The 21,389-nt window shown below is 62.9% G+C and carries 25 protein-coding genes; 17 read left to right on the forward strand and 8 right to left on the reverse strand.

What is annotated here, in order from left to right:
- Window positions 1-81 precede the first annotated feature (81 nt).
- The 5 genes from pgsA (at window position 82) to pspM (ending at window position 3,552) form a co-directional block, all read left to right on the forward strand.
- Complete coding sequence (gene pgsA / locus AOT96_RS24025; protein WP_003942125.1) at window positions 82-723, forward strand: CDP-diacylglycerol--glycerol-3-phosphate 3-phosphatidyltransferase; 642 nt, start codon at window positions 82-84, stop codon at window positions 721-723.
- A complete protein-coding gene (locus AOT96_RS24030) occupies window positions 720-1,217 on the forward strand; it encodes a CinA family protein (RefSeq protein ID WP_042450683.1) in 498 nt (165 codons plus the stop codon). Before pgsA ends, AOT96_RS24030 begins: the two co-directional genes overlap by 4 nt.
- Window positions 1,218-1,307: 90 nt before the next feature.
- Window positions 1,308-1,706: a helix-turn-helix domain-containing protein gene (locus tag AOT96_RS24035; protein WP_065352408.1), complete on the forward strand. Its 399-nt coding sequence runs from the start codon at window positions 1,308-1,310 to the stop codon at window positions 1,704-1,706.
- A gap of 156 nt (window positions 1,707-1,862) precedes the next feature.
- A complete protein-coding gene (pspA, locus tag AOT96_RS24040; RefSeq protein ID WP_003942098.1) occupies window positions 1,863-2,675 on the forward strand; it encodes a phage shock protein PspA in 813 nt (270 codons plus the stop codon).
- A 31-nt stretch (window positions 2,676-2,706) separates the two neighbouring features.
- Window positions 2,707-3,552, forward strand: coding sequence for a phage shock envelope stress response protein PspM (gene pspM, locus AOT96_RS24045; protein WP_231917320.1), 846 nt, complete (start codon window positions 2,707-2,709; stop codon window positions 3,550-3,552).
- A 22-nt stretch (window positions 3,553-3,574) separates the two neighbouring features.
- Here the strand turns inward: pspM and AOT96_RS24050 are convergent, their stop codons facing one another.
- From AOT96_RS24050 to AOT96_RS24060, 3 genes are read right to left on the reverse strand one after another with little or no spacing between them, the layout of a single operon-like run.
- Complete coding sequence (locus AOT96_RS24050; RefSeq protein WP_054825715.1) at window positions 3,575-4,180, reverse strand: energy-coupling factor transporter transmembrane component T family protein; 606 nt, start codon at window positions 4,178-4,180, stop codon at window positions 3,575-3,577.
- Window positions 4,177-4,857, reverse strand: a complete 681-nt coding sequence (locus AOT96_RS24055; protein ID WP_054828100.1) for an energy-coupling factor ABC transporter ATP-binding protein — start codon at window positions 4,855-4,857, stop codon at window positions 4,177-4,179. The genes AOT96_RS24050 and AOT96_RS24055 overlap by 4 nt, the downstream gene beginning before the upstream one ends.
- A 6-nt stretch (window positions 4,858-4,863) precedes the next feature.
- Window positions 4,864-5,460 carry a biotin transporter BioY gene (locus AOT96_RS24060; RefSeq protein ID WP_007735162.1) on the reverse strand — a complete coding sequence of 199 codons (597 nt, stop codon included), beginning with the start codon at window positions 5,458-5,460 and terminating at the stop codon, window positions 4,864-4,866.
- Between the two features lie 237 nt (window positions 5,461-5,697).
- Here AOT96_RS24060 and AOT96_RS35810 point away from each other — a divergent pair, with 237 nt between their 5' ends.
- The 8 genes from AOT96_RS35810 to recX all read left to right on the forward strand — a co-directional run bounded on the left by AOT96_RS35810 (window position 5,698) and on the right by recX (window position 12,191).
- A complete protein-coding gene (locus tag AOT96_RS35810; protein ID WP_197523605.1) occupies window positions 5,698-5,874 on the forward strand; it encodes a hypothetical protein in 177 nt (58 codons plus the stop codon).
- Window positions 5,875-5,891: 17 nt separating this feature from the next.
- Window positions 5,892-6,605, forward strand: coding sequence for a PIG-L deacetylase family protein (locus AOT96_RS24065; protein WP_007735164.1), 714 nt, complete (start codon window positions 5,892-5,894; stop codon window positions 6,603-6,605).
- A 73-nt stretch (window positions 6,606-6,678) separates the two neighbouring features.
- Window positions 6,679-7,317, forward strand: coding sequence for a TetR/AcrR family transcriptional regulator (locus AOT96_RS24070; protein WP_003942216.1), 639 nt, complete (start codon window positions 6,679-6,681; stop codon window positions 7,315-7,317).
- Between the two features lie 2 nt (window positions 7,318-7,319).
- On the forward strand, window positions 7,320-8,855 hold the full coding sequence (locus AOT96_RS24075; RefSeq protein WP_065352409.1) for a glycerol-3-phosphate dehydrogenase/oxidase: 1,536 nt from the start codon (window positions 7,320-7,322) through the stop codon (window positions 8,853-8,855).
- A gap of 12 nt (window positions 8,856-8,867) precedes the next feature.
- Window positions 8,868-10,031 (forward strand): glycosyltransferase, encoded by a 1,164-nt coding sequence (locus AOT96_RS24080; protein WP_042450679.1) that lies wholly within the window; start codon window positions 8,868-8,870, stop codon window positions 10,029-10,031.
- A 52-nt stretch (window positions 10,032-10,083) separates the two neighbouring features.
- Entirely contained in the window at window positions 10,084-10,278 is a 195-nt protein-coding gene (locus AOT96_RS24085) for a DUF3046 domain-containing protein (protein ID WP_003942185.1), read from the forward strand.
- A gap of 288 nt (window positions 10,279-10,566) precedes the next feature.
- Window positions 10,567-11,604: a recombinase RecA gene (recA, locus tag AOT96_RS24090; RefSeq protein ID WP_007735170.1), complete on the forward strand. Its 1,038-nt coding sequence runs from the start codon at window positions 10,567-10,569 to the stop codon at window positions 11,602-11,604.
- 8 nt (window positions 11,605-11,612) lie between these two features.
- On the forward strand, window positions 11,613-12,191 hold the full coding sequence (gene recX, locus AOT96_RS24095; protein WP_065352410.1) for a recombination regulator RecX: 579 nt from the start codon (window positions 11,613-11,615) through the stop codon (window positions 12,189-12,191).
- Between the two features lie 115 nt (window positions 12,192-12,306).
- Here recX and AOT96_RS24100 read toward each other — a convergent pair whose 3' ends face one another.
- From AOT96_RS24100 to gluA, 4 genes are all read right to left on the reverse strand, one after another.
- A complete protein-coding gene (locus tag AOT96_RS24100) occupies window positions 12,307-13,203 on the reverse strand; it encodes an amino acid ABC transporter permease (RefSeq protein WP_007735172.1) in 897 nt (298 codons plus the stop codon).
- Window positions 13,200-13,880 (reverse strand): amino acid ABC transporter permease, encoded by a 681-nt coding sequence (locus AOT96_RS24105; RefSeq protein WP_003942105.1) that lies wholly within the window; start codon window positions 13,878-13,880, stop codon window positions 13,200-13,202. The genes AOT96_RS24100 and AOT96_RS24105 overlap by 4 nt, the downstream gene beginning before the upstream one ends.
- A 98-nt stretch (window positions 13,881-13,978) precedes the next feature.
- Window positions 13,979-14,809: a glutamate ABC transporter substrate-binding protein gene (locus AOT96_RS24110; protein WP_003942146.1), complete on the reverse strand. Its 831-nt coding sequence runs from the start codon at window positions 14,807-14,809 to the stop codon at window positions 13,979-13,981.
- A gap of 124 nt (window positions 14,810-14,933) precedes the next feature.
- On the reverse strand, window positions 14,934-15,662 hold the full coding sequence (gluA, locus tag AOT96_RS24115; RefSeq protein WP_007735175.1) for a glutamate ABC transporter ATP-binding protein GluA: 729 nt from the start codon (window positions 15,660-15,662) through the stop codon (window positions 14,934-14,936).
- Window positions 15,663-15,893: 231 nt separating this feature from the next.
- Between gluA and miaB the strand changes: the two genes are divergently transcribed.
- Window positions 15,894-17,441: a tRNA (N6-isopentenyl adenosine(37)-C2)-methylthiotransferase MiaB gene (gene miaB, locus AOT96_RS24120; RefSeq protein WP_065352411.1), complete on the forward strand. Its 1,548-nt coding sequence runs from the start codon at window positions 15,894-15,896 to the stop codon at window positions 17,439-17,441.
- Window positions 17,438-18,028: an Rv2732c family membrane protein gene (locus AOT96_RS24125; RefSeq protein WP_065352931.1), complete on the forward strand. Its 591-nt coding sequence runs from the start codon at window positions 17,438-17,440 to the stop codon at window positions 18,026-18,028. The genes miaB and AOT96_RS24125 overlap by 4 nt, the downstream gene beginning before the upstream one ends.
- A gap of 94 nt (window positions 18,029-18,122) precedes the next feature.
- On the opposite strand, the gene AOT96_RS24130 is transcribed toward AOT96_RS24125, so the two are convergent.
- A complete protein-coding gene (locus AOT96_RS24130) occupies window positions 18,123-19,508 on the reverse strand; it encodes a DUF349 domain-containing protein (RefSeq protein ID WP_003942193.1) in 1,386 nt (461 codons plus the stop codon).
- Between the two features lie 139 nt (window positions 19,509-19,647).
- Between AOT96_RS24130 and AOT96_RS24135 the strand changes: the two genes are divergently transcribed.
- Both AOT96_RS24135 and miaA read left to right on the forward strand, forming a co-directional pair.
- The gene (locus AOT96_RS24135; RefSeq protein ID WP_058226374.1) at window positions 19,648-20,409 is read left to right on the forward strand and encodes a class III extradiol dioxygenase subunit B-like domain-containing protein; all 762 of its coding nucleotides are present in this window, start codon (window positions 19,648-19,650) and stop codon (window positions 20,407-20,409) included.
- Window positions 20,397-21,332: a tRNA (adenosine(37)-N6)-dimethylallyltransferase MiaA gene (gene miaA, locus AOT96_RS24140; protein WP_063316518.1), complete on the forward strand. Its 936-nt coding sequence runs from the start codon at window positions 20,397-20,399 to the stop codon at window positions 21,330-21,332. The genes AOT96_RS24135 and miaA overlap by 13 nt, the downstream gene beginning before the upstream one ends.
- The last annotated feature ends 57 nt before the right edge of the window (window positions 21,333-21,389 follow it).

Below are 21,389 nucleotides of genomic sequence, written 5' to 3' on the forward strand. Positions count from 1 at the left end.
TCGCGTGCCTGTCCGCCCCACGCAATTCCCGCGCCGCTCGGCTTTGTCCCGGGTTCGGCTCACCGCCTGTGCGGTGATCCGATGAGTACCCCGCGCGATCAGACCGACGCCCATCGCGCCGCCGTCGGCCCGTCCGACGGCACACCTGTCGCGGACAACCCGGTTCCGTTGCTGAACATCGCGAACATTCTCACGATGGTCCGAATGGTTCTCGTTCCGGTTTTTCTCGTTGTTCTGTTCGTCGACGGCGGACACTCGACGTGGTGGCGTCTCGGGGCAATGGGCGTGTTCATCGTCGCCGCGATCACGGATCGGATCGACGGCCAATTGGCTCGGAAGTACGGTCTGGTCACCGATTTCGGCAAACTCATGGACCCGATCGCGGACAAGGCACTGATCGGCGCCGCGCTGATCGGTCTCTCGGTTCTCGGTGACCTGTCGTGGTGGGTGACCGGAGTGATCATCGCCAGAGAACTCGGAATCACGCTGTTGCGGTTCGCGGTACTGCGGCACGCGGTCATCCCGGCGGGCAAGGGCGGCAAGCTCAAGACCCTCGTGCAGGCCGTCGCGATCGGGTTCTACCTCTGCCCGCTGCCGAGCAGTTGGGACATCGTCAGCGGATTGCTGATGGCTGCTGCCGTCGTGCTGACGGTGGCGACGGGAATCGAATACATCGTGCAGGCGATCAGGCTTCGCGCCGGAGTTCGCGCAGTCGAGTCATGACGGACCCGCTGCTCGCACTCGGAGTGGTCGAACTCGTCGACGCCCTTGGCGCCGCGAGGCAGACTGTCGCCGCCGCCGAATCTCTGACGGCTGGCTTGTTCACGGCTGCGGTCGCGTCCGTGCCAGGGTCGAGCGCGGTGCTGCGTGGGGGCCTGGTCGTGTATGCGACCGACCTGAAAGCGACGCTGGCGGGCGTGGATCCCGAGCGTCTGGCAACGGACGGCCCCGTGTCCGAGAGCACCGCCGTGGCTTTGGCGCTCGGCGCCCGGACGAGGTGCGGCGCCGACTGGGGTATCGGACTGACCGGAGTCGCCGGTCCGAGTGAGCAGGACGGACACTCGGTCGGAACGGTGTTTCTCGGTATCGCCGGCCCGGACGGAACCGAATGCGTACCCCTCGCGCTCGGCGGCGAACGGTGGGAGATTCGGACAACCGCAGTCGCAACTGCCGTGTCGCGGTTACGTGATCGTGTCGCAGAGCGTGCGGCACGATAGGCTCGGGAACCAATCGGATGTGTTCGGACGTTGACGATTGTGAAGACGTACGACCATGCACGATGAGGTCACGGATGAAGGAGGAGCGAGATGGCGCTGCTATTGCGTGAGGCAATCGGTGACAGTCTCCGGCGTACGCGCGTTTCGCAGAGCCGCACGCTACGTGAGGTGTCGAACAGCGCGCGTGTGAGCTTGGGCTATCTGTCCGAAGTGGAACGTGGACGTAAGGAAGCATCGAGCGAACTGTTGGCGGCGATCTGTGATGCGCTCGCAGTCCCACTGTCCGACGTGCTGGTCGACGTGAGCGAGACCCTGGCCACGAAGAAGAGCGCTCCGGTAGCTGGTCGACAGGTCGCCGAACCTGCGGTGTCGGCTTCCGGTTCGGTCTCGGCTTCCGGTTCGGTCTCGGCTTCCGGTTCGCCGACAATCGCACGCGATACCCGCGTCGTGATTCCGGCACCGAACGCTCGAAGGTTGGCGGCGGCGTAGCCACTACCGGCCGTAACCGATAGATTTTGTACGTAACCGCCGGTTTCCAGCAGGTGGGGTCAGAGCAGATAGGGCGCAGCCCTTGTTTCGGTGCGCGACGGTCGCGCTCCGGGTCGCGTTCGGCGCGGCGCATCAGATGGAGGCAGGATCAAACCAATGGCTAATCCTTTCGTCAAGGGCTGGAAGTACCTGATGGCGCTCTTCAATTCGAAGATCGATGAGAAGGCAGATCCAAAGGTTCAGATTCAGCAGGCGATCGAGGACGCACAGCGCCAGCATCAGGCGTTGTCCCAGCAGGCTGCGTCGGTGATCGGTAATCAGCGTCAACTCGAGATGAAGCTCAGCCGTCAACTCGACGAGGTCGAAAAGCTCAACGCCAACGCGCGCCAGGCCGTCAACCTCGCCGATCAGGCCGCTGCTGCCGGCGACAACGACAAGGCGATCCAGTACACCAACGCTGCCGAAGCTTTTGCGGCCCAGTTGGTGACGGCCGAGCAGGGCGTCGAAGATCTGAAGGCACTGCACGACCAGTCCTTGCAGGCCGCCGCTCAGGCCAAGAAGGCTGTCGAGCAGAACGCGATGACTCTGCAGGCAAAGGTTGCCGAGCGCACCAAGCTGCTCAGCCAGCTGGAGCAGGCCAAGATGCAGGAGCGCGTGAGCGAGTCCCTTCGGTCCATGGACAGCACGCTGTCGGCTCCCGGCAACACACCCAGCCTCGATGCTGTGCGCGACAAGATCGAGCGGCGTTACGCCGACGCACTCGGCTCTGCCGAACTCGCTCAGAACTCCGTTCAAGGCCGCATGATGGAGGTCCAGCAGGCCTCGGTCCAGATGGCAGGGCACAGTCGCCTCGAGCAGATTCGTGCTTCCATGAAGGGCGAGGCACTGCCGTCCGGCGGCGCAGCAGCCACTCCTGCGACTCCGTCCGTCGAGAAGCAGCCCCCGGCTGCCGGTCAGACCGGGCAGTAGCCGAATCCTCGATGTCGGCAGTGATGCTCTGATGTTTTCTTCACGAGACGGTCGATCTGGGCGCGAGCCCCGGTCGGCCGTTCCCGTTTCCGTATCCGGCGCCTTCGGAGCGTTGGGACGCACCGCGGACACATTGCGCGAGGTCGGACTGTCTGCGGCGGATGCCGCTCGGCGGTGGCAGGACCCGCGCGCCAAATTCGAGCGCAAACGTGCCCGTGCACGTCGACGCGCTCAGCGTTGGGGTTTCATGTCCGGCGGATCAGTGGTCGGCACGGCCGGCCTTGCTGTTGCGTCGGCCCCCGAGTGGTCGGTGGTCGTGGCAGGCGGGGGAGCGGCACTGTTCGCGGTTCCCGCCGTCATCGCGGTCGGCCGCTACCGTTCGATGAGTTCCGGCCCACCGCCGTCGGCGCCGATTCGCCGGCGCTTGCCACCGTCGTCGTCTCGCGCGTTCATCCCGATGTCTCGCCTCATCGGCGCCGAGACTTCGTTGTTCGAGATCTTGAGTGTGCTCAGGCGCGCCGACACCATCGACCCCGGTGAGTTGGACGAAATCACTGTTACCGCCGATTCGGCATTGAGAGCGATGTTCGCGGTGTCTTCGGATGTCGTCGCAATGGAACGCGCCGTGGCCGCTACACCCAAGGTGACCGAACCTCTTGATCCCACCATCGACGGCGCAGTTCTTGAGTTGCAGTCGGGGTTGGATCAGTACGAGGATCTGGTGACCTCCGCAGCTGCATTGACAGCGCCTCACAGCCCTTCGGCTCTGGTGGGATTCAACCGAGAACTCTCGGCGCTGCACGCGGCCGCCGAGCGACTTTCGGCGCTTGCCGACGCCATCGGCGAGGTGGACGACATCACCCGCAAGTACAACTGACAGTTCCTGGTCTGATTGGCGCTCAGTCGTCGGCGCCGCGGGCTGCCAATGCTTCACCCATCGCATCTGCGGTCATCAGGGTGCCGACGATGACCGGCACTGCGAAGGAACGCAGCGAGAAGCCGAGCCCTCGTGCCTTGCGTGCTTCGGACACCTGTGTGATGACCTCGAACATCAGCGGAATGCACCGGATCGTCATTGCCAGGAGCAAGGCGATCCGTTCGGGATTGACGCCGAAGCGTCGCAAGGGTGTCAGGAACCGGGTGATCGCGTCGAGCATCTCGGAGATCCGCGTGGTCAGACCCATGATCGCCGCGAAGGCGATCGAGATGATCAGGACGCCGCACACGACGGTCGCTCGCTGCCACCCCGCGACCACCAGCTGGAACGCGCCGATGAACAGCAACATCCACAGTGCGGGTCGCAGCTGCCGGATCGCCGTCATCGGCGGGATGCGCGCAATGACGTACAGGGCGATCACGACGATCGCGGGAGCTGCCAGCTGCCACGGCTCACGTACGAAGATCGAGACGGCCAGGATCGCCACGATCAATGCGAAGAGCTTGATCCCCGTCGGCATCCGGTGCAGGAGCGATGTGCCCGGCCGGTAGACGCCGAGAGTGGTCACGAGACCAACGACCGGTAATGGCCGATCGAGTCGGCGGGGGAGCCGTCGGCGACGACACGGCCTTGGTCGACAACCAACACCCGTTCGAATGATTCGAGGAGGTCGAGTTGGTGGGTCACGACGATCAGTTGTTGATCGAGTGACTCGAACACCGAGCTGATGAGTCGCGAGTTGCGAAGATCGAGGAGCGTGGTGGGCTCGTCGGCGACGAGTACGTTCGGCTCTGTCACCATGATGGCCGCGAGCGCGAGTAGCTGCTTCTGCCCACCGGAAAGCTGGTGGGTGGGATGGTCGGCGTGCCCGGCGAGGCCGTAGCGTTCGAGCACCGAGGCCACCTTTGCGGCGCGCTCGGCTTTGCCCAATCCGCTACGGCGGAGCGAGAATTCGATGTCCTCGGCAACCGTCGGCATCACGATCTGGTGGTTGGGATCGGTGAAGACGAATCCGACCTGCTTGCGTACGTCGCGGCCCTTCTTCGCCGTGTCCAAGCCGTTGACGTGGACGTGTCCTTCCGTCGGAACGACCAGTCCGTTGATCATGCGAGCGAGCGTCGACTTGCCGCTTCCGTTCGCACCCACGATTCCGATTCGCTGCTCGCTCAGTCGCAGATCTATCTGCTGCAGGACCGTTCGTTCACCGAAGCTGTGTCCGACGTTCTCGAAGACGATCTCACTCATCGGAGATTAATTCGCCACCACGGTCTTGTTCGACGAGATCACCGAGTCGCGCAGTAGTGCCGGGTATGCCCGGTGAACCTGGGACGCGACCAACGCGGTGACGACTGCTTTTGCGGCGTCGAGCGGGATGAAGGCGGCGTTGGCCGACCATGCGGCAACGAAGCTCATGTGTCCGCGGACCATCATTCCAACGATGCCGAACGCGTAGAGAACGACGACGCCGCCGAGAAGGTTGATGCCGATGCCCGCGATGATCCGGTACTTGGGCAGCATCTTGGCGGTCAGCCATCCGATAACAAACGCCGTCGGGATCCAACCGATGAGGAATCCGGCTGTCGGGCTCGATAGAGACACGAGTGCGGTGCGACCGCCGGCAAGGACCGGTAGACCGACCAATCCCAGAGCAATGACCGTCAGGACGGCGAGAACACCCTTGCGCGGTCCGAGTAGAGCGCCGGCCATCATGACGCCCATGGACTGAAGGGTGATCGGCACGCCGGAAATGCCGATGTTGATCGACCCGGGTAGGCCCAGCGCGATGATGAGTGCGGCGAAGACGGCTACATGCGCGAGATCGCGAGCGGGGAAACGGGTCGTAGACACTGCGGACGTGCTCCTTCGGCATACGGGATCGAACTTCGCGAGTTTACGCCAGGAGCAAGCTCCCATGGGTTGGACACCTGACCTGCGTGAGGGCCGGTCTCGGGGTGAACCCTGATCTTTACCTGAACTTGCCGCTGAGCTGCTGCTTTGTCACGCCAGACCTGTCAGGCTGGTTCTACGGACGACGCAGCACCTGTCCGATTCGACTGATTATTCAACGGCACGTTGGAGGTAAGCATGTTTTGGAAGATCGTTTTGGCCGTCGTACTGGTGTGGGTCGCACTCGCGGTGGTCGGTGCGCTGATCAAGGGGCTTTTCTGGGTTCTGGTGGTCGGCGCTGTCGGCTTCGGAATCTACTTCCTGGTGAAGGCGATGTCGGGAAGTGGCGACAATTCGCCCGCTTCGCGGTTCTGACGGGCAAGATCTGCCCTATGGAAAACTTCCCCGAGGACTGGCAGCGCGCGATTGTCATCGTGGCGCATCCCGATGACATCGAATACGGCGCAGCCGCAGCAGTGGCGCAGTGGACCGATCGCGGCAAAGACGTGCGATATGTCCTGGCCACGCGCGGCGAGGCCGGAATCGCCGGTCTGTCGCCCGAGGAGTCCGGCCCGATCCGCGAGGAAGAAGAGCGTCGCTCGGCCGCGATCGTCGGTGTCGGTGAGGTGGAGTTCCTCGGCCTGCCCGACGGTCGTCTCGTGGAAGGCTTGGAGTTGCGCTCGACTCTCGCCGCAGCAATTCGCCGCCACCGTCCGGAATTGGTGGTGACGATGAACTTCTCCCACACCTGGGGCCCCGGCTATCTGAACAGCGCAGATCACCGTGCACTCGGGATCAGCGTTCTCGACGCAACTGCCGACGCAGCGAATGAATGGATCTTTCCCTCATTGACAGCGCAGGGACTGGCGCCGTGGTCCGGTGTTCGGTGGGTTGCGGTCAATACGATGACTCCCACACACTGCGTCGACGTGACGTCGACGGTCGATCGCGCCGTGGATTCGCTCGCGGAGCATGCGCGATATCTGGCGGCGCTGAGTTCCACGCCGATCCGGGAACAGGCGCGCGCACAGATCGACATGGTCAGCGGACCGAAGCCTGGTTTCGACGCCGAGCGAGCAGTTGGTTTCGAGTTGTACTATTTCTGATGATCTCTGAGCGAGAGAAATCGCAAGTCCCGACGGGATTACCGGTGACTTGTCCGGTATTGTGTTACACACGATGGTAATCCGTAACGCAGATGACTCAATTGCCCCTCGCAAGGCAGATGGTCAGCGCATCCCCAGCCGCGAGATCGACGACGTGATTCTCGACGCAGCAAGGTCGTGTGTCCTCGATTTCGGAATGCAGCGAACCACACTTGCCGAGATCTCGCGTCGGGCCGGCGTGAGCCGACCGACGGTCTACCGGCGATGGCCGGACACGCGAGCTGTCGTCGCGGACCTGCTCACCCGGGAGATCCGATCGGTGCTGCCCGAGGTGACCTTCAACGGGTCTGCCGGCACGTTGCTCGTGGAGGCGATCGGTGACGTCGTCGGCCAGATTCGCGACCATCCGCTCTTCGTGAAAATTCGGCAAGCCGATCAAGAATTGCTGACGACCTACATCGTGGACCGGCTCGGCGCGAGCCAGAAGTCGATTCTCGAGCTGATCACATCCGTTGTCGCGGCCGGCCAACAGGATGGTTCGATTCGCGAGGGAAGCGTCAACGAGATCGCGGCGATGGTTCTACTGATGGCTCAGTCCGTCGTCATTTCTGCGCCGACTCTCGAGCCGGAGCTTTCCTCCGATGCGTCGGTCGAGCAACTTCGATATGCGGTCGCTGCTTATCTGGCACCCGTCAAGAATTCGGGAGAATAGCTGTGAGCCCCCTAGATTCAGCAGGCAGCGATTCAGCGCTCAACGCACAACGGCGTACTCGTGAACTCGAGCAGTTGGCGAACGGCGATTCGGTCGACGTCCTGGTGATCGGCGGCGGAATCACCGGTGTCGGTGTCGCTCTCGACGCCGTGACTCGTGGGCTCAGTGTTGCGCTGGTCGAAAAGCACGACCTCGCGTTCGGCACCAGCCGCTGGAGTTCGAAACTCGCACACGGCGGCCTTCGGTACCTGGCTTCCGGCAATGTCGGTATAGCGCGTGAAAGTGCGGTCGAGCGCGGCATCCTCATGACGCGCACCGCGCCGCACCTCGTTCGCGCCATGCCTCAACTCGTACCGCTGTTGCCCGAAACGTCGTTCTTCGGGAAGGCCCTGGTGCGTACCGGTTTCCTGGCCGGTGACGCTCTGCGCATGTCGGCGCGAACCCCGGCTTCGGTGCTGCCCAGATCACGGACGGTCAGCGCTGCGCGGGCGCGCGAATTGGCTCCCGCGGTCAAGCACGAGAACCTACGAGGCGCCTTGACCGCGTTCGACGGGCAGCTCATCGACGACGCCCGCCTCGTCGTCGGTATCGCCAGAACCGCAGCGTCGCACGGCGCGCGAATCCTGACCCGCGTCGGTGCATACGACGTATCCGGAACGTCGGCCACCTTGCGCGACGAGTTGACCGGATCCGAGTTCTTGATGCGTGCCCGCGTCGTGGTCAATGCGACCGGTGTCTGGGCTGATCAGGTCGACTCCAGCATCACCCTGCGCCCCAGCCGCGGGACGCACCTGGTGCTCGATGCAGCGCGATTGGGGAACCCCACGGCAGCGCTGACCGTGCCGATTCCCGGCGAGACCAACCGTTTCGTCTTCGCCCTGCCCGCCCAGCTCGGCCGGATCTACCTCGGGTTGACCGACGAAGCAGCGCCGGGACCGGTGCCAGACGTGCCGTCGGCGTCAGAGGACGAGATCGACTTCCTGCTCGACACCGTGAACACGGCGTTGGAAGTTCCGCTGACCCGTGGGGACGTCTTGGGGACCTTCGCGGGTCTGCGTCCGCTGCTGGACACCGGTGAAGGCTCGACGGCCGACCTCTCGCGCAATCACGCTGTAGTCCGTTCGGACTCGGGCTTGGTCACGGTGGTAGGCGGAAAACTCACGACGTACCGCAAGATGGCCGAAGACGCCGTCGACGCTGCGGTCGAGGTCGGGTCGCTGAGCGCCGGGGCATGTCGGACACGCGCGTTGCCGCTGGTAGGCGCTGCATCACCGGCGGAATTGAAGAAGATCAAGGCACCCGCGTCATTGGTGGCGCGATACGGCACCGAGGCCGAGGTCGTTGCCGCGGCGAGCGGCGATCGTCTCCGGTCGGTTGCGGACTTGGAGATCTGCGGTGCCGAGTTCGATTTCGCGGTGTCGCATGAAGGCGCCCTCGACGTCGACGACGTCCTCGATCGCAGGACGAGAATCGGATTGGTGGCTTCGGATCGCGAACGCGCACTGGGTGCGGCGGAACAGGCCTTTCACTCGGTGTGACACTCTGATCCGGTGCGTGTAGCCGTTGTTGCCGGGCCGGACCCGGGTCATGCTTTTCCCGCAATAGCGTTGTCGCTGGCGTTGATCCAGGCCGGCGACGAACCGATCCTGTACACGGGGACCCGGTGGGTCGAGGCAGCGCGAGCAGCCGGCGTGGAAGCCGAGCCGCTCAAGGGCTTGGCCCCGCGGCCGGGAGACGACGATCTTGATGCAGGCGCTCGGATTCATTCGCGCGCCGCCTATATTTCCACCGAACTGCTTCCCGACCTGAAGTCCGTCTCCCCGGATCTCGTCGTTTCCGACATCCTCACTGCCGGAGGCGGATTGGCCGCCGAAAGACTTGGCATCCCCTGGGTGGAACTCTCGCCTCACCCGCTGTACTCACCTTCACGGGGGTTGCCGCCGATCGGCAGTGGGCTCGCTCCCGGCGTCGGAATTCGTGGTCGACTCCGCGATACCCTGATGCGCGCAGCGACGGGACGTTCGATCAAGCAAGGGTTGGCCCAGCGATCCCAGGCCCGTGTCGGTGTCGGACTGCCCGCTCTGGATCCCGGTCCGCAAGCGCGGCTGATCGCAACACTTCCGGCACTCGAAGTGCCTCGCCCCGACTGGCCGGAGCGCGCTCACGTCGTCGGACCGCTTCTGTGGGAGCCGACCGAGGTGATTCTGGATCCACCGCCAGGTGACGAACCGCTGGTTATGGTGGCGCCCTCCACGGCGCACACCGGCGCAGTGGGAATGTTCGAGGGCACGGTCGAAGGACTCGGCGGAGCCGGTGTGCGGCTGATCGCGTCGATGCTCGACGGGGCTGAAGGTGAGCATCCTGATTGGGTTCGTGCAGGTCTCGGACGCCAGGACGCGATGCTGCGTGACGCGTCGGTGTTGGTATGTGGCGGCGGGCACGGCATGTTGGCGAAGGCCCTGCTGGCCGGCGTGCCGACGGTCGTCGTTCCCGGGGGCGGGGACCAGTGGGAGTTGGCCAATCGCGCTGCGCGGGCAGGGACGTCGGTGATCGTGCGGCCCGCAGATGCTCAGTCGATTCGCGATGCCGTACTGCAGGTGCTCTCCGACAAACGATTCGCGGAAGCTGCGAGAGCGGCTGCCGCGACTGCGTCGCAGGTCACCGATCCGGTGGCGGTGTGCCGACAGGTGGTCAACGGAGGTGTGACGGCGTGAGCACGTTGCGCCTGAATGCAGGTGCACCGCTCTGTGGACTACGGTGGCGGCTGTGCGGTTGACCGAATTTCATGAAATGGTGCGCGAAGAGTTCGGGCAGGTACGAGGCGACTCGATGCTGATCGACCATGTACTCCAGAGTCTCGACGGAATGACTGCCGCGGAGGCCGTCGAAGCAGGCTGGGAGCCTCGCGAAGTGTGGCGTGCGCTCTGTGTGGAGTTCGACGTACCACCCGCCCGCCGCTGATTCTTCGGCGTGTCGAACGTCTCCCATCTTCTGTTCGAACACGTGTTCGTCTATGCTGAACCTGTTCGGTGGTGACGCTTCTTTGGTAACTGCGAACTTTCGATGTTCTACAAACGCGGTGACCTACAAACGCGGTGATCGACAAGCGCTAAAGCAAGATCGAAAAGTCTGTCGGTGGCCGGATCTACTCTGATCGCAACACACCAACAGGGTCGGCTCAGGCAGGCGCTGAAGAGACGGAGTCTGCTCAGGCAGGCACTGAAGACTGAAACAAGGATGGGGATCACGATGGCACCACAGGCACCTGATCGGGACAAGGCACTCGACCTCGCGTTGGCGCAGATCGACAAGAACTTCGGCAAGGGTTCGGTGATGCGCCTGGGTGAGGGTGTCCGCCAGCCCATCGCCGTCATTCCCACCGGTTCCATCGCGCTCGACGTCGCGCTGGGTATCGGCGGACTGCCGCGTGGCCGCGTCATCGAGATCTACGGCCCGGAGTCCTCGGGTAAGACCACCGTGGCACTGCACGCAGTTGCCAATGCTCAGGCCAACGGCGGCATCGCGGCGTTCATCGACGCGGAGCACGCACTCGATCCCGACTATGCAGCCAAGCTGGGCGTCGATACCGATGCACTCCTGGTCTCGCAGCCCGATACGGGTGAGCAGGCCCTCGAAATCACCGACATGCTGATCCGTTCAGGCGCCCTCGACATCGTCGTGATCGACTCCGTGGCCGCTCTTGTTCCTCGCGCCGAGATCGAAGGCGAGATGGGTGACAGCCACGTCGGTTTGCAGGCTCGACTGATGAGCCAGGCGCTGCGCAAGATCACCGGTGCCATGAACAACTCGGGCACCACCGTCATCTTCATCAACCAGCTTCGCGAGAAGATCGGTGTGATGTTCGGTTCTCCCGAAACCACCACCGGTGGTAAGGCACTGAAGTTCTACGCTTCGGTCCGCCTCGACATCCGTCGTATCGAAACTCTCAAGGACGGTACCGACGCAGTGGGTAACCGCACTCGCGTCAAGGTCGTCAAGAACAAGGTCGCGCCGCCGTTCAAGCAGGCCGAGTTCGACATTCTCTACGGCCAGGGCATCAGCAAGGAAGGCTCGCTCATCGACATGGGTGTCGAGCACGGGTTCATCCGCAAGTCCGGCTCCTGGTACACCTACGAAGGTGACCAGTTGGGTCAGGGCAAGGAAAATGCTCGTAAGTTCTTGCTGGAGAACACCGATATCCGTGACGAGATCGAGAAGAAGATCAAGGAAAAGCTCGGTATCGGTGCTGACGTCACTGCAACCGACGAAGCTCCCGCCGACTTCTGAGTTCAGTCATGAGCTTCGACGACGGTGACAACGGCGAGAATGCTCGTGAAGAGTACGGCGCTCCTCGGCGTCGATCCCGTCAACGATCCGAGAAGCCGTCGCAACGCGCAGAAGGTGGGACGGAGGCGCAGGCCAAAGATGCTTGCCTACGCCTCCTGACCGACCGGGCGCGCAGTCGTTCCGAGCTGGAAACAAAGCTTAGCGGGCGCGGCTTCGAGCCCGAGATGATTGCCAAGGTCCTCGATCGACTCCAAGAAATCGGGTTGATCGACGACGCAGACTTCGCGAACCAGTGGGTTCATTCGCGGCATACGTACTCGGGCAAGGGAAAGCGTGCGCTTGCAGTCGAGTTGCGGCTCAAAGGAATCGACCAGGACACCGCTTCCGAAGCGTTGTCACAGATCGATCCGGAAGATGAACGCGAGCGAGCAGCGGAGCTGGTTCGGCGGAAGCTGAAGAACAAGCCCGTCGATGATCGCGACAAGGTCACGCGTCGACTGGTCTCGATGCTGGCACGCAAGGGATATTCAGCTGGGATGTCGTACGAGGTGGTCAAAGCCGAGATGGCGGCGGTCACCGACTCGTAGCGAAGTGCAGCATTCAGAACAACAGGGCGGGGGTACCACCGAAATTCGGTGGTACCCCCGCCCTGTTGTGTATTCACGCTAACGCGGCTGGATTCGACTCACGGCTCCATCTGATTCACGGCTTGGTCAGGTCCATACCCGGAACCGAAACAGCTGGGTCGGCGGACGGAGCCGCGATGGGGCCCTTGCCCTTTCGCTTCCCGGACCGCAGGCGCTTCTCCACCTTGGTTGCCAGGAAGGTCAGAGCCGAGTTGAGAGCGATCATGATCGCGGCGACCACGATGAGCGCCGGCAGGAAGTTTCCGTAGAAGGTGCCGAGCTGTTGGGCCTGACGCACCAGCTCGACATATCCGATCAGGTAACCGAGGGCGGAGTCCTTCAACGCCACGACCATCTGTGAAATCAGGGCCGGGAGCATGGCGGTAACCGCCTGGGGGAGCAGGATCGTCACCATGATCTGCGTCTTGCGCATACCAAGTGCCTTGGCGGCCTCACTTTGCCCTCGTGGGAGTGAGTTGATTCCGGCACGGACGATCTCGGCGATCACAGAACCGTTGTACAGAGTCAGACCCACGACGACTGCCGCGAGTGCGAGGTACTTGGACTTGAAGACCTCGTATTCGGCGAACACCTGATACGAGAAGATCATCAGAATCAGAACCGGTACTGCTCGGAACAATTCGACGATGACGCCGCAAATCTTCCGAATGATGTTGTGCTCGGAGAGTCGGCCGATACCCAGTGCAGAACCGAGGATGAGCGCGAAGACGATGGACATCGCAGCCGCGATCAGCGTTCCCCGGATGCCGGGTATCAGATACGTTGTCCACGACGTGGATTCGAGGAACGGATCCCACTTCGCTGCTGTCAGCTGGCCCTTTTCGTCGAGTGCGCGGTAGATGACGTAACCGATTGCGACCATGAGTGCAGCGACGACAAGGGACGCGAATCGGTAGAGATTTCGCGCTCTCGGACCTGGCGCGTCGTAGAGGACTGTTGCGCGGTTGCTCATCGTGAAACCTCGAATCGCTTGCTCAGCTTGCCGAAGATCAAGCCCATGGGAAGTGTCAGGATCACGAAACCGACAGCGAAGATTCCACCGACGACAAAGATCGCCGCTTCGTTTTCGATCATCTTCTTCATCAGCGCTGACGCTTCGGATACGCCGATCACCGCGGCGATGGTCGAGTTCTTGGTCAGTGCGATCAGCACGCTACCCAGCGGTGCTGTGACCGCGCGAAATGCCTGAGGCAGGACGATCAGCCGAAGATTTTGTGCAAACGACAGACCGAGTGATCGGCCCGCTTCGGCCTGGCCGACCGGAACGGTATTGATTCCCGATCGAAGTGACTCACACACGAACGCGGCGGTGTAGACACTGAGGCCGAGGACGGCGAGTCGGAAGTTGTTGTCCACCAGAAATGTCGGCGAATCCGACTTGGCGAGGTTGACTCCGAGCGTCTGCGAAAGACCGAACAGACAGAACAACAGAATCAGTGTGAGGGGGGTATTGCGGAACACGGTCACGTACGCGGCGCCCAGGAATCGGGCGACCGGGACCGGTGACACGCGCATCGCCGCGATCAGCACACCGATGATGACAGCGCCGATCGCGGAGAAAAATGTCAGCTGGATCGTGGTCCAGAAGGCTTCCAGAAGCTGGTCGCCGTACTTGCTCAGAAGGTTCACTTGCCGTCTCCCCAGATCACGGGATCTCCGTTGGTGGCGTCACGCGCTGCGGCTCCCGAAGTGGGAGCCGCAGCGAGATTGACGGTGAAAAAAGCAGGTCAGTAACGATCAACGGTGGGCGGCGCCGGGATGGGGTAGCCCGAAGCGCCAACGGTGTTGTTGAAGGCTTCTTCCCATGCGCCGGTGGAGATCATCTTCTCGATGGCGTCGTTGATCTTGCCGCGGGTCTCGGAATCGTCCTTGGCCAGGCCGACGCCGTAGTTTTCCGTTGTGAACGGTTCTCCGACGACCTTCAACTGGCCGGGGTACTGTGCGGCAAAACCAGCGAGGATGATGTCATCGGTGGTGACTGCGTCGACAGCGCCGTTGCGCAGTGCTTCGACACAAGCAGAGTAGGTGTCGAACTCCTGAAGTTGGACGTCAGGTACGGAGTCCTTGACCTTCTGAGCCGGAGTGGAGCCAGTCACCGAGCAGAGCTTCTTGCCGCCGCTGAGAGAATCGCGACCGGTGATGTCGGTGTTGTCGGAGCGAACGAGCAGCGATTGGCCGGCGATGAAGTACGGACCGGCAAAGCCGACCTTTTCCTTGCGTGCGTCGGTGATCGAGTAGGTGGCCACAATGTAGTCGACCTCGCCGTTCTGGATCAGGGTCTCGCGTTGGGCTGACGGTGATTCCTTGAAGGTGATTCCTTCGGGCTTCACGCCGAGTTCGTTCGCGATGTACCGGGCTACCTCGACGTCGAAGCCGGAGAACGTCCCGTCCGGATTGCGCTGACCGAGGCCGGGCTGATCGAACTTGATACCGACGGTGAGCGTTCCATCGGCAGCACTCTGCGATGCGCTCTTTTCTTCTCCTCCACCACAAGCCGTGGCAGCGAACGCGATAGCCATGATTCCGATTCCGAAACGGACGGAGCGATTGATCTTCATGAAGATCCTCTCAGTTGTCGACATGCAAACGGTGCAGTCGAGATGAACGGTGCAGCCGAGGTGAACGGTGCAGTCGAGCAAGTTGTCTTGTGGACGAGGACAGGACTGTCGGAGGGGACTGTGATCAGTGAGTGAGGATCTTGCCGAGGAAGTCCTTGGCCCGATCCGACTTGGGATGGGTGAAGAACTCTTCGGGCGTGGTGTCTTCGACGACCTGGCCGTCAGCCATGAACAGCACACGATCGCCGGCTTTGCGGGCGAATCCCATCTCGTGCGTGACCACGAGCATGGTCATGCCTTCCTTGGCGAGGGAAGTCATGACGTCGAGGACCTCGTTGACCATCTCGGGGTCGAGAGCGGAGGTGGGCTCGTCGAACAACATCACCTTCGGCTGCATCGCAAGAGCGCGAGCAATCGCGACACGCTGTTGCTGACCGCCGGAAAGCTGCGCCGGGTACTTGTCGGCCTGATTGGCGATACCTACGCGCTCGAGCAATGCCTGCGCCGTCTTCTTGGCTTCGTCCTTCTTCGCCTTGCGGACCTTCATCGGTGCGAGCATGACGTTCTCGAGGATCGTCTTGTGTGCGAACAGGTTGAAGGACTGAAAGACCATCCCGACGTCGGCACGAAGTGCGGCAAGTGCTTTGCCCTCCTCGGGGAGCGTCTTGCCGTCGACGGCAATGGTGCCCGAGTCGATGGGTTCCAGGCGATTGATGGTGCGGCACAGAGTCGACTTACCGGAGCCCGACGGACCGAGGACGATCACCACTTGGCCCTTGGGTACCTCGAGATTGACCTCTTGCAGGACGTGAAGTTCCCCGAAGTGTTTGTTCACCGAGGTCATCGAAATCATGGATGTGGAATCGCCGGAGGTGGTCGGCGTCGTCGCATCGTCGGCTTGGGTCATAAACGAGAACCTTAGGCGTAGTTTGCGTCGACGCCCGTGATTTCGCCATGGTTCTTGCCATATGTAATGGAAATTTTACTGTGACGACGTTTATGTCGCGTTTCGGCTGTTTATCAGGGCATTATTACACGTCGTAGTGGACGTGAGCTAGGCTGAAGCGTGTCACTGATAGACGAAATGTCCCCTGCACTTCCGGAGCCGACTGCAGTTCCGGAGCCGACTGCGAAGTCTGTTCGCACCTACGAGGTGCGGACGTACGGCTGTCAGATGAACGTCCACGATTCCGAGCGACTGTCCGGTCTGCTCGAGGACGCCGGGTATTCGAAGGCGGAGACCGGAACCGATCCTGATCTTGTCGTCTTCAACACGTGTGCGGTCCGCGAGAACGCGGACAACAAGTTGTACGGCAACCTCAGCCAGCTCGCCCCGAACAAGGAGGCGAACCCCGACATGCAGATCGCGGTCGGCGGGTGCCTGGCGCAGAAGGATCGTGACACCGTCGTCAAGAAGGCGCCGTTCGTCGATGTCGTCTTCGGCACTCACAACATCGGCTCGCTTCCCGCGCTGCTCGATCGTGCGCGTCACAATCAGCGCGCCGAGGTCGAAATCCTCGACGCGCTCGAGGCGTTTCCCTCGACACTGCCAGCCAAACGCGAATCTGCTTATGCAGGTTGGGTTTCCATATCGGTGGGCTGCAACAACACGTGTACGTTCTGCATCGTTCCGGCCCTGCGTGGCAAGGAAGTGGATCGACGTCCCGGCGACATTCTGGCCGAGGTGCAGGCACTCGTCGACGAGGGTGTCTCGGAAGTAACCCTGCTCGGACAGAACGTCAATGCCTACGGCGTGTCGTTCGCCGATCCGGAACAACCGCGCGATCGCGGAGCCTTCGCCTCCCTCTTGAAGGCATGTGGACACATCGACGGCCTCGAACGGGTGAGGTTCACATCGCCGCACCCGGCAGAATTCACCGACGACGTCATCGAAGCGATGGCAACCACTCCCAACGTCTGCCCGCAGCTGCACATGCCGTTGCAGTCCGGTTCGGACAAGGTTCTCAAAGCGATGAAGCGCTCGTACCGCAAGTCGAAGTACCTCGGGATCATCGAGAAGGTGCGCGCCGCAATGCCGCACGCCGCCATCACCACGGACATCATCGTCGGGTTCCCGGGGGAGACGGAGGAGGATTTCGAGGAGACGCTGGACGTCGTGCGTAAGGCGCGATTCTCCAACGCCTACACCTTCCAGTACTCCAAGCGCCCGGGCACGCCGGCGGCGGAGATGGCCGATCAACTCCCCAAAGAGGTTGTCCAGGAACGCTACATGCGATTGCTCGCCGTTCAGGAAGAAGTGAACATCGAGGAAAATCGCAAGCTCGTCGGCACCGAGGTCGAACTCTTGGTGGCAGCGGGGGAGGGGCGGAAGAACGCGGCGACTCACCGTCTCAGTGGTCGCGCGCGAGACGGCCGCCTGGTGCATTTCCGCCCCGAGGGAAACCTCGACGGCACAATCCGACCCGGTGACGTGGTGACGGTCGTCGTCACCCACGGAGCCCCTCATCACCTCGTGGCAGATGACGGAGTGCTCACGCACCGTCGGACCCGCGCCGGTGATTCGTTCGAAAAGGGCATCACACCCAAGACCCCGCCCATCGGCGTAGGTCTCGGACTACCGCAGATCGGTGCCCCGGCCCCACAACCCGTTCAGATGGGATGCAACGCATGACCTCGCAACACGAGAACACGACACCACAGCCGGGCGACGACGCCTTCGAGGGCTACCGCAAGGATCTCGACGACGCGGAACGCAAGGTCGCGGGAGAAATCGACCCGGGTGTGCGCGCCATGGTTGTCGCGGTTGCGGTGCTCGTGCTGGTCGGCACCCTTGCCCTGCCCCATGCGGGAGTTTCGAATGGCTGGGATGTGCTCGCGTACAACCAGGACGCGGAAACCGAACGGATTGCACTGTTCTCACGCTTGTTCGTGTGGTTCGTCGTCATCTTCGGCATCGGATTCTCGATGCTCGCGCTGGTCACGCGGCGTTGGAGTCTGGCCTGGGTCGCACTCGCCGGCAGTGCCGTGGCGAGCGCTCTCGGCATGATGGCCGTCTGGTCGCGTCAGACCATTCCCGCCGGTTTCAATGTGGCAGGACCGTCGATCGGGCTGATCATCGGATGGTTTGCCGTCGTGTTCTTGACGTTCCATTGGCTCAAGGTGGTCTGGACACGAACCAACATTCAGCTCGCTGCCGAGGAGCAACGCCGGATCGCTGCGGCCGAAGCCGAGAAGCATCAGGAATGGAACGTCGGCTGACACAGCAGGCCGTCCGTCCAAAGCACAAGACAACGCCGGCTGACTCCTTTCGGAGTCAGCCGGCGTTTTTGTTGTCTTTACAGCTCGTCGTCGATTACTCGTTGACGGCGCTTTCGGCAGCTTCGGCCCACTCACGCCACTGCTTGGCCTGAGCGAGAGCCTTCTCGGCGTCCTTCGTCTTGCCGGCAGCCTGAGCCTTGGCGGCCTGCTCCTCGAACTGGCTCACCCGCTCCTTGAACTGCGCGACCCGGGCAAGTGCTTCCGGATCGGTGCGACGCCACTCGGCGTCGACCGCGTCGCGCACCTTGGTTTCGATGGCCCGGAGCTTCGCTTCGAGTTCCTGCATTCGGTCGCGCGGCACCTTGCCGATCGCGTCCCACTTCTCCTGCAGGTCGCGAAGCGCTGCGCGGGCGTTCTCGAGTCCGTGCGCCGGATCGATGTTCGCATTGGCAGCGAGCAGCTCCTCTTTTGCAACCGCGTTCTGCTCGAATTCGGCATCGCGCTCGGATGCAGCAGCGTTGCGCGCGGCGAAGAACACGTCCTGAGCGCCCTTGAAGCGCTTCCACAGGTTGTCGTCGGCCTCGCGCGGTGCGCGGCCGGCAGCCTTCCACTCGCTGAGCAGATCGCGGAATTCCCCGGCGGTCTGTCCCCATTCAGTGGAGGTCGACAGCTTCTCGGCGCGCTCGACCAGTTCTTCCTTCGTCGAACGGGCGCTCGCACGATCCCGGTCGAGTTCGGCGAAGTGCGCTCCACGTCGTCGGTTGAAGGACTCGCGAGCCTTGGAGTACCGCTTCCACAGCGCGTCGTCGACCTTGCGGTCGATTCCGCGAATCGTCTTCCACTCGTCGAGAATCTCGCGCAGTCGATCACCCGCGGTCTTCCACTGGGTCGACTCCGAGCCGATCTGCTCGGCCTCGACTGCGAGGGCCTCCTTGCGGGCGGTGCTTGCCGCGCGCGACTGTTCCTTCTCTTCCTTCGCGTGCGCTGCGGCCTCGTCGGAACCGGCAACGATCACGTCGAGTCGGCGAGCCAAAGCGTCGAGGTCACCGATCACTGCAGCGGTCGAGAGGGATTCGGACAGAGCGATGGCGGCAGCCTTGGTCTTCTTGGCGTCTCCGGCGCCCGACGTCAGTCGCGCCTCGAGTAGCGAGACCTCGGTCGCGAGGTCGTCGTAGCGACGACCGAAATGGGCGAGGCCCTCGGTGGCGTCGCCGGCCTGCCACGAACCGATCTGACGTTCACCGTCAGCGGTCTTCACCCAGGCGGTTCCGTCTTCCTCGACGCGTCCGAACTTGCTCGGGTCGCTGGCCGGTGCGGCGGTGACGGCATGCGAGGCTGCTGGTCCGGGGCGAGGTGCTCCGGGGCGGGGCGCACCGGGGCGTGGTCCACCAGGTTTGGGAGCGCCGGGTTTGGGTGCTGCCGGGCTCGGGCTGGCCGAACTGCTGTCGGCGCCGGTGGTGGGTTCACTGTTCTCGGTCATCGGTCCTCGTCTCTGCCGCGCGTCACGGCTGCCTGATCGCATTCCTGGTTCCATTGAACCCGGTACTCACGTTCTCCGACTATTGAATCAGGTAAGAGGGTGTGAGGTCGCCACCTCGGGGTCGACTAGCGTGGCAACTGTGTTGACTTCCGCTGTTCTCGTCCCCTCGGCGCCGTTACTCGTGCCGGAATTGTCCGGTGATTCGGCCGAGTCCGCTCAGGTGCGTGCTGCAGCGACAACCGCCGTGCGCCGGCTCGCTCACGAGGCGGTGCACTGGGTGGGCGTCGGCGTCGGCCCCGAGAATGCAGAACCCGAGAAAGCAGCAGGCGAACTCTGGCGATCGGGCGTCGGACGTGGGCAGATCGGTACGTTCGCTGGATTCGGCGCCGATGTCCGGACGTCACTGGACGCGGATGCGGCAGGCGAACCGATGCCATCTCTCGAACTGTGCGCCCTTGTTGCCGGCTGGCTGCGTGGCCGAACAGACGTGGAGATAACCGTCGACATGCACGTCGTCAGTGCAAAGGCGTCGGCGAATGAATGTCGTGAGTTCGGGCAGCAGCTGCGCAAGCAACTCGACAGCGACAACCGACCGCAAGGGCTTCTGATCGTTGCTGACGGTGCGTCCACGCTGACGGCAAAGGCGCCAGGAAGCTTCGACGAGCGCGCCGCGGGTGTGCAGTCGGCCATCGACGACGCCCTGACGGCCGGTGACCCGGAGGCGCTTCTTGCTCTCGATCCCCAGCTCTGCCGGAGTGTCGGAGCCCAGGGGCGCGCGGCGTGGCAGGTCCTGGCCGGTGCCTTTACGGGCTCGTCTCGGTCAGCCCATCCTCGCGCGACGGCCGACTACAGCGATGCGCCGTTCGGCGTCGGTTACCACGTCGGGACGTGGCGGCCGTGAACGTCCCTGAAGAACTTCGCCCGATCGCAGTTGTCGGTCCGACAGCGTCGGGAAAGTCCGATCTCGCGTTGGCACTGGCCGAGGAATTCGGCGGTGAAATCATCAACATCGACGCGATGCAGCTCTATCGCGGCATGGATATCGGGACCGCCAAACTGACGCCGGCCGAGCGTCGCGGGATTCCGCATCACCTGCTCGACGTTCTCGACGTGAAGGAGACCGCCACCGTCGCGCGTTATCAAAGCGACGCGATCGCGATCGCCGAGAATCTGATCGTGGCGGGCAAGGTTCCGGTGATCGTCGGCGGATCCATGATGTACGTCCAGTCTCTACTCGACGAATGGTCCTTTCCGGCAACGGATCCCGAAGTTCGTGCGAAGTGGGAGGCAGTGCTGGCCGACGGTGGGGTCGGTGCGGTGCATACGGCGCTTGTTGCTGCTGATCCGGTAGCAGCGGCGTCGATACTGCCGACGGACGGTCGGCGGATGGTTCGGGCGCTCGAGGTCGTCGAGCTGACAGGTCTGCCGTTCGCGGCCTCGGCGCCGCAGATCGGTGACCCTCGATGGGGAACCCGCATTCTCGGCGTGGATCGGGATACGGAAGAACTCGACGCCCGGATTCGGTTGCGAACCGAGCTGATGTTTTCAGGCGGACTTGTCGACGAAGTCGCCGTACTCGTCGAGCAAGGATTGCGTGAGGGCGTCACAGCGCCGCGAGCCATCGGCTACGCACAGGTGCTCGCACATTTCGACGGTGAATACGATCTGGCCGAAGCACTCGAACGGACGTTCATCGGGACGCGGCGCTACGTTCGCCGCCAACGATCATGGTTCCGTCGTGACGCACGCGTGCACTGGCTCGACGGTGCCGATCCGGAGCTGGCTCGCTCGGCCTTCGCTGCCCTTGCATATCGCGGCCTGTAACACGATCGCCCCGATCAGCTATCTTACAGTTAGCTCTTTCGCGATCCATTCGTTTCG

Origin of the sequence: Rhodococcus sp. 008, from assembly GCF_001682295.1 — a bacterium.
GTDB classification, from domain to species: Bacteria; Actinomycetota; Actinomycetes; order Mycobacteriales; family Mycobacteriaceae; genus Rhodococcus_F; species Rhodococcus_F qingshengii.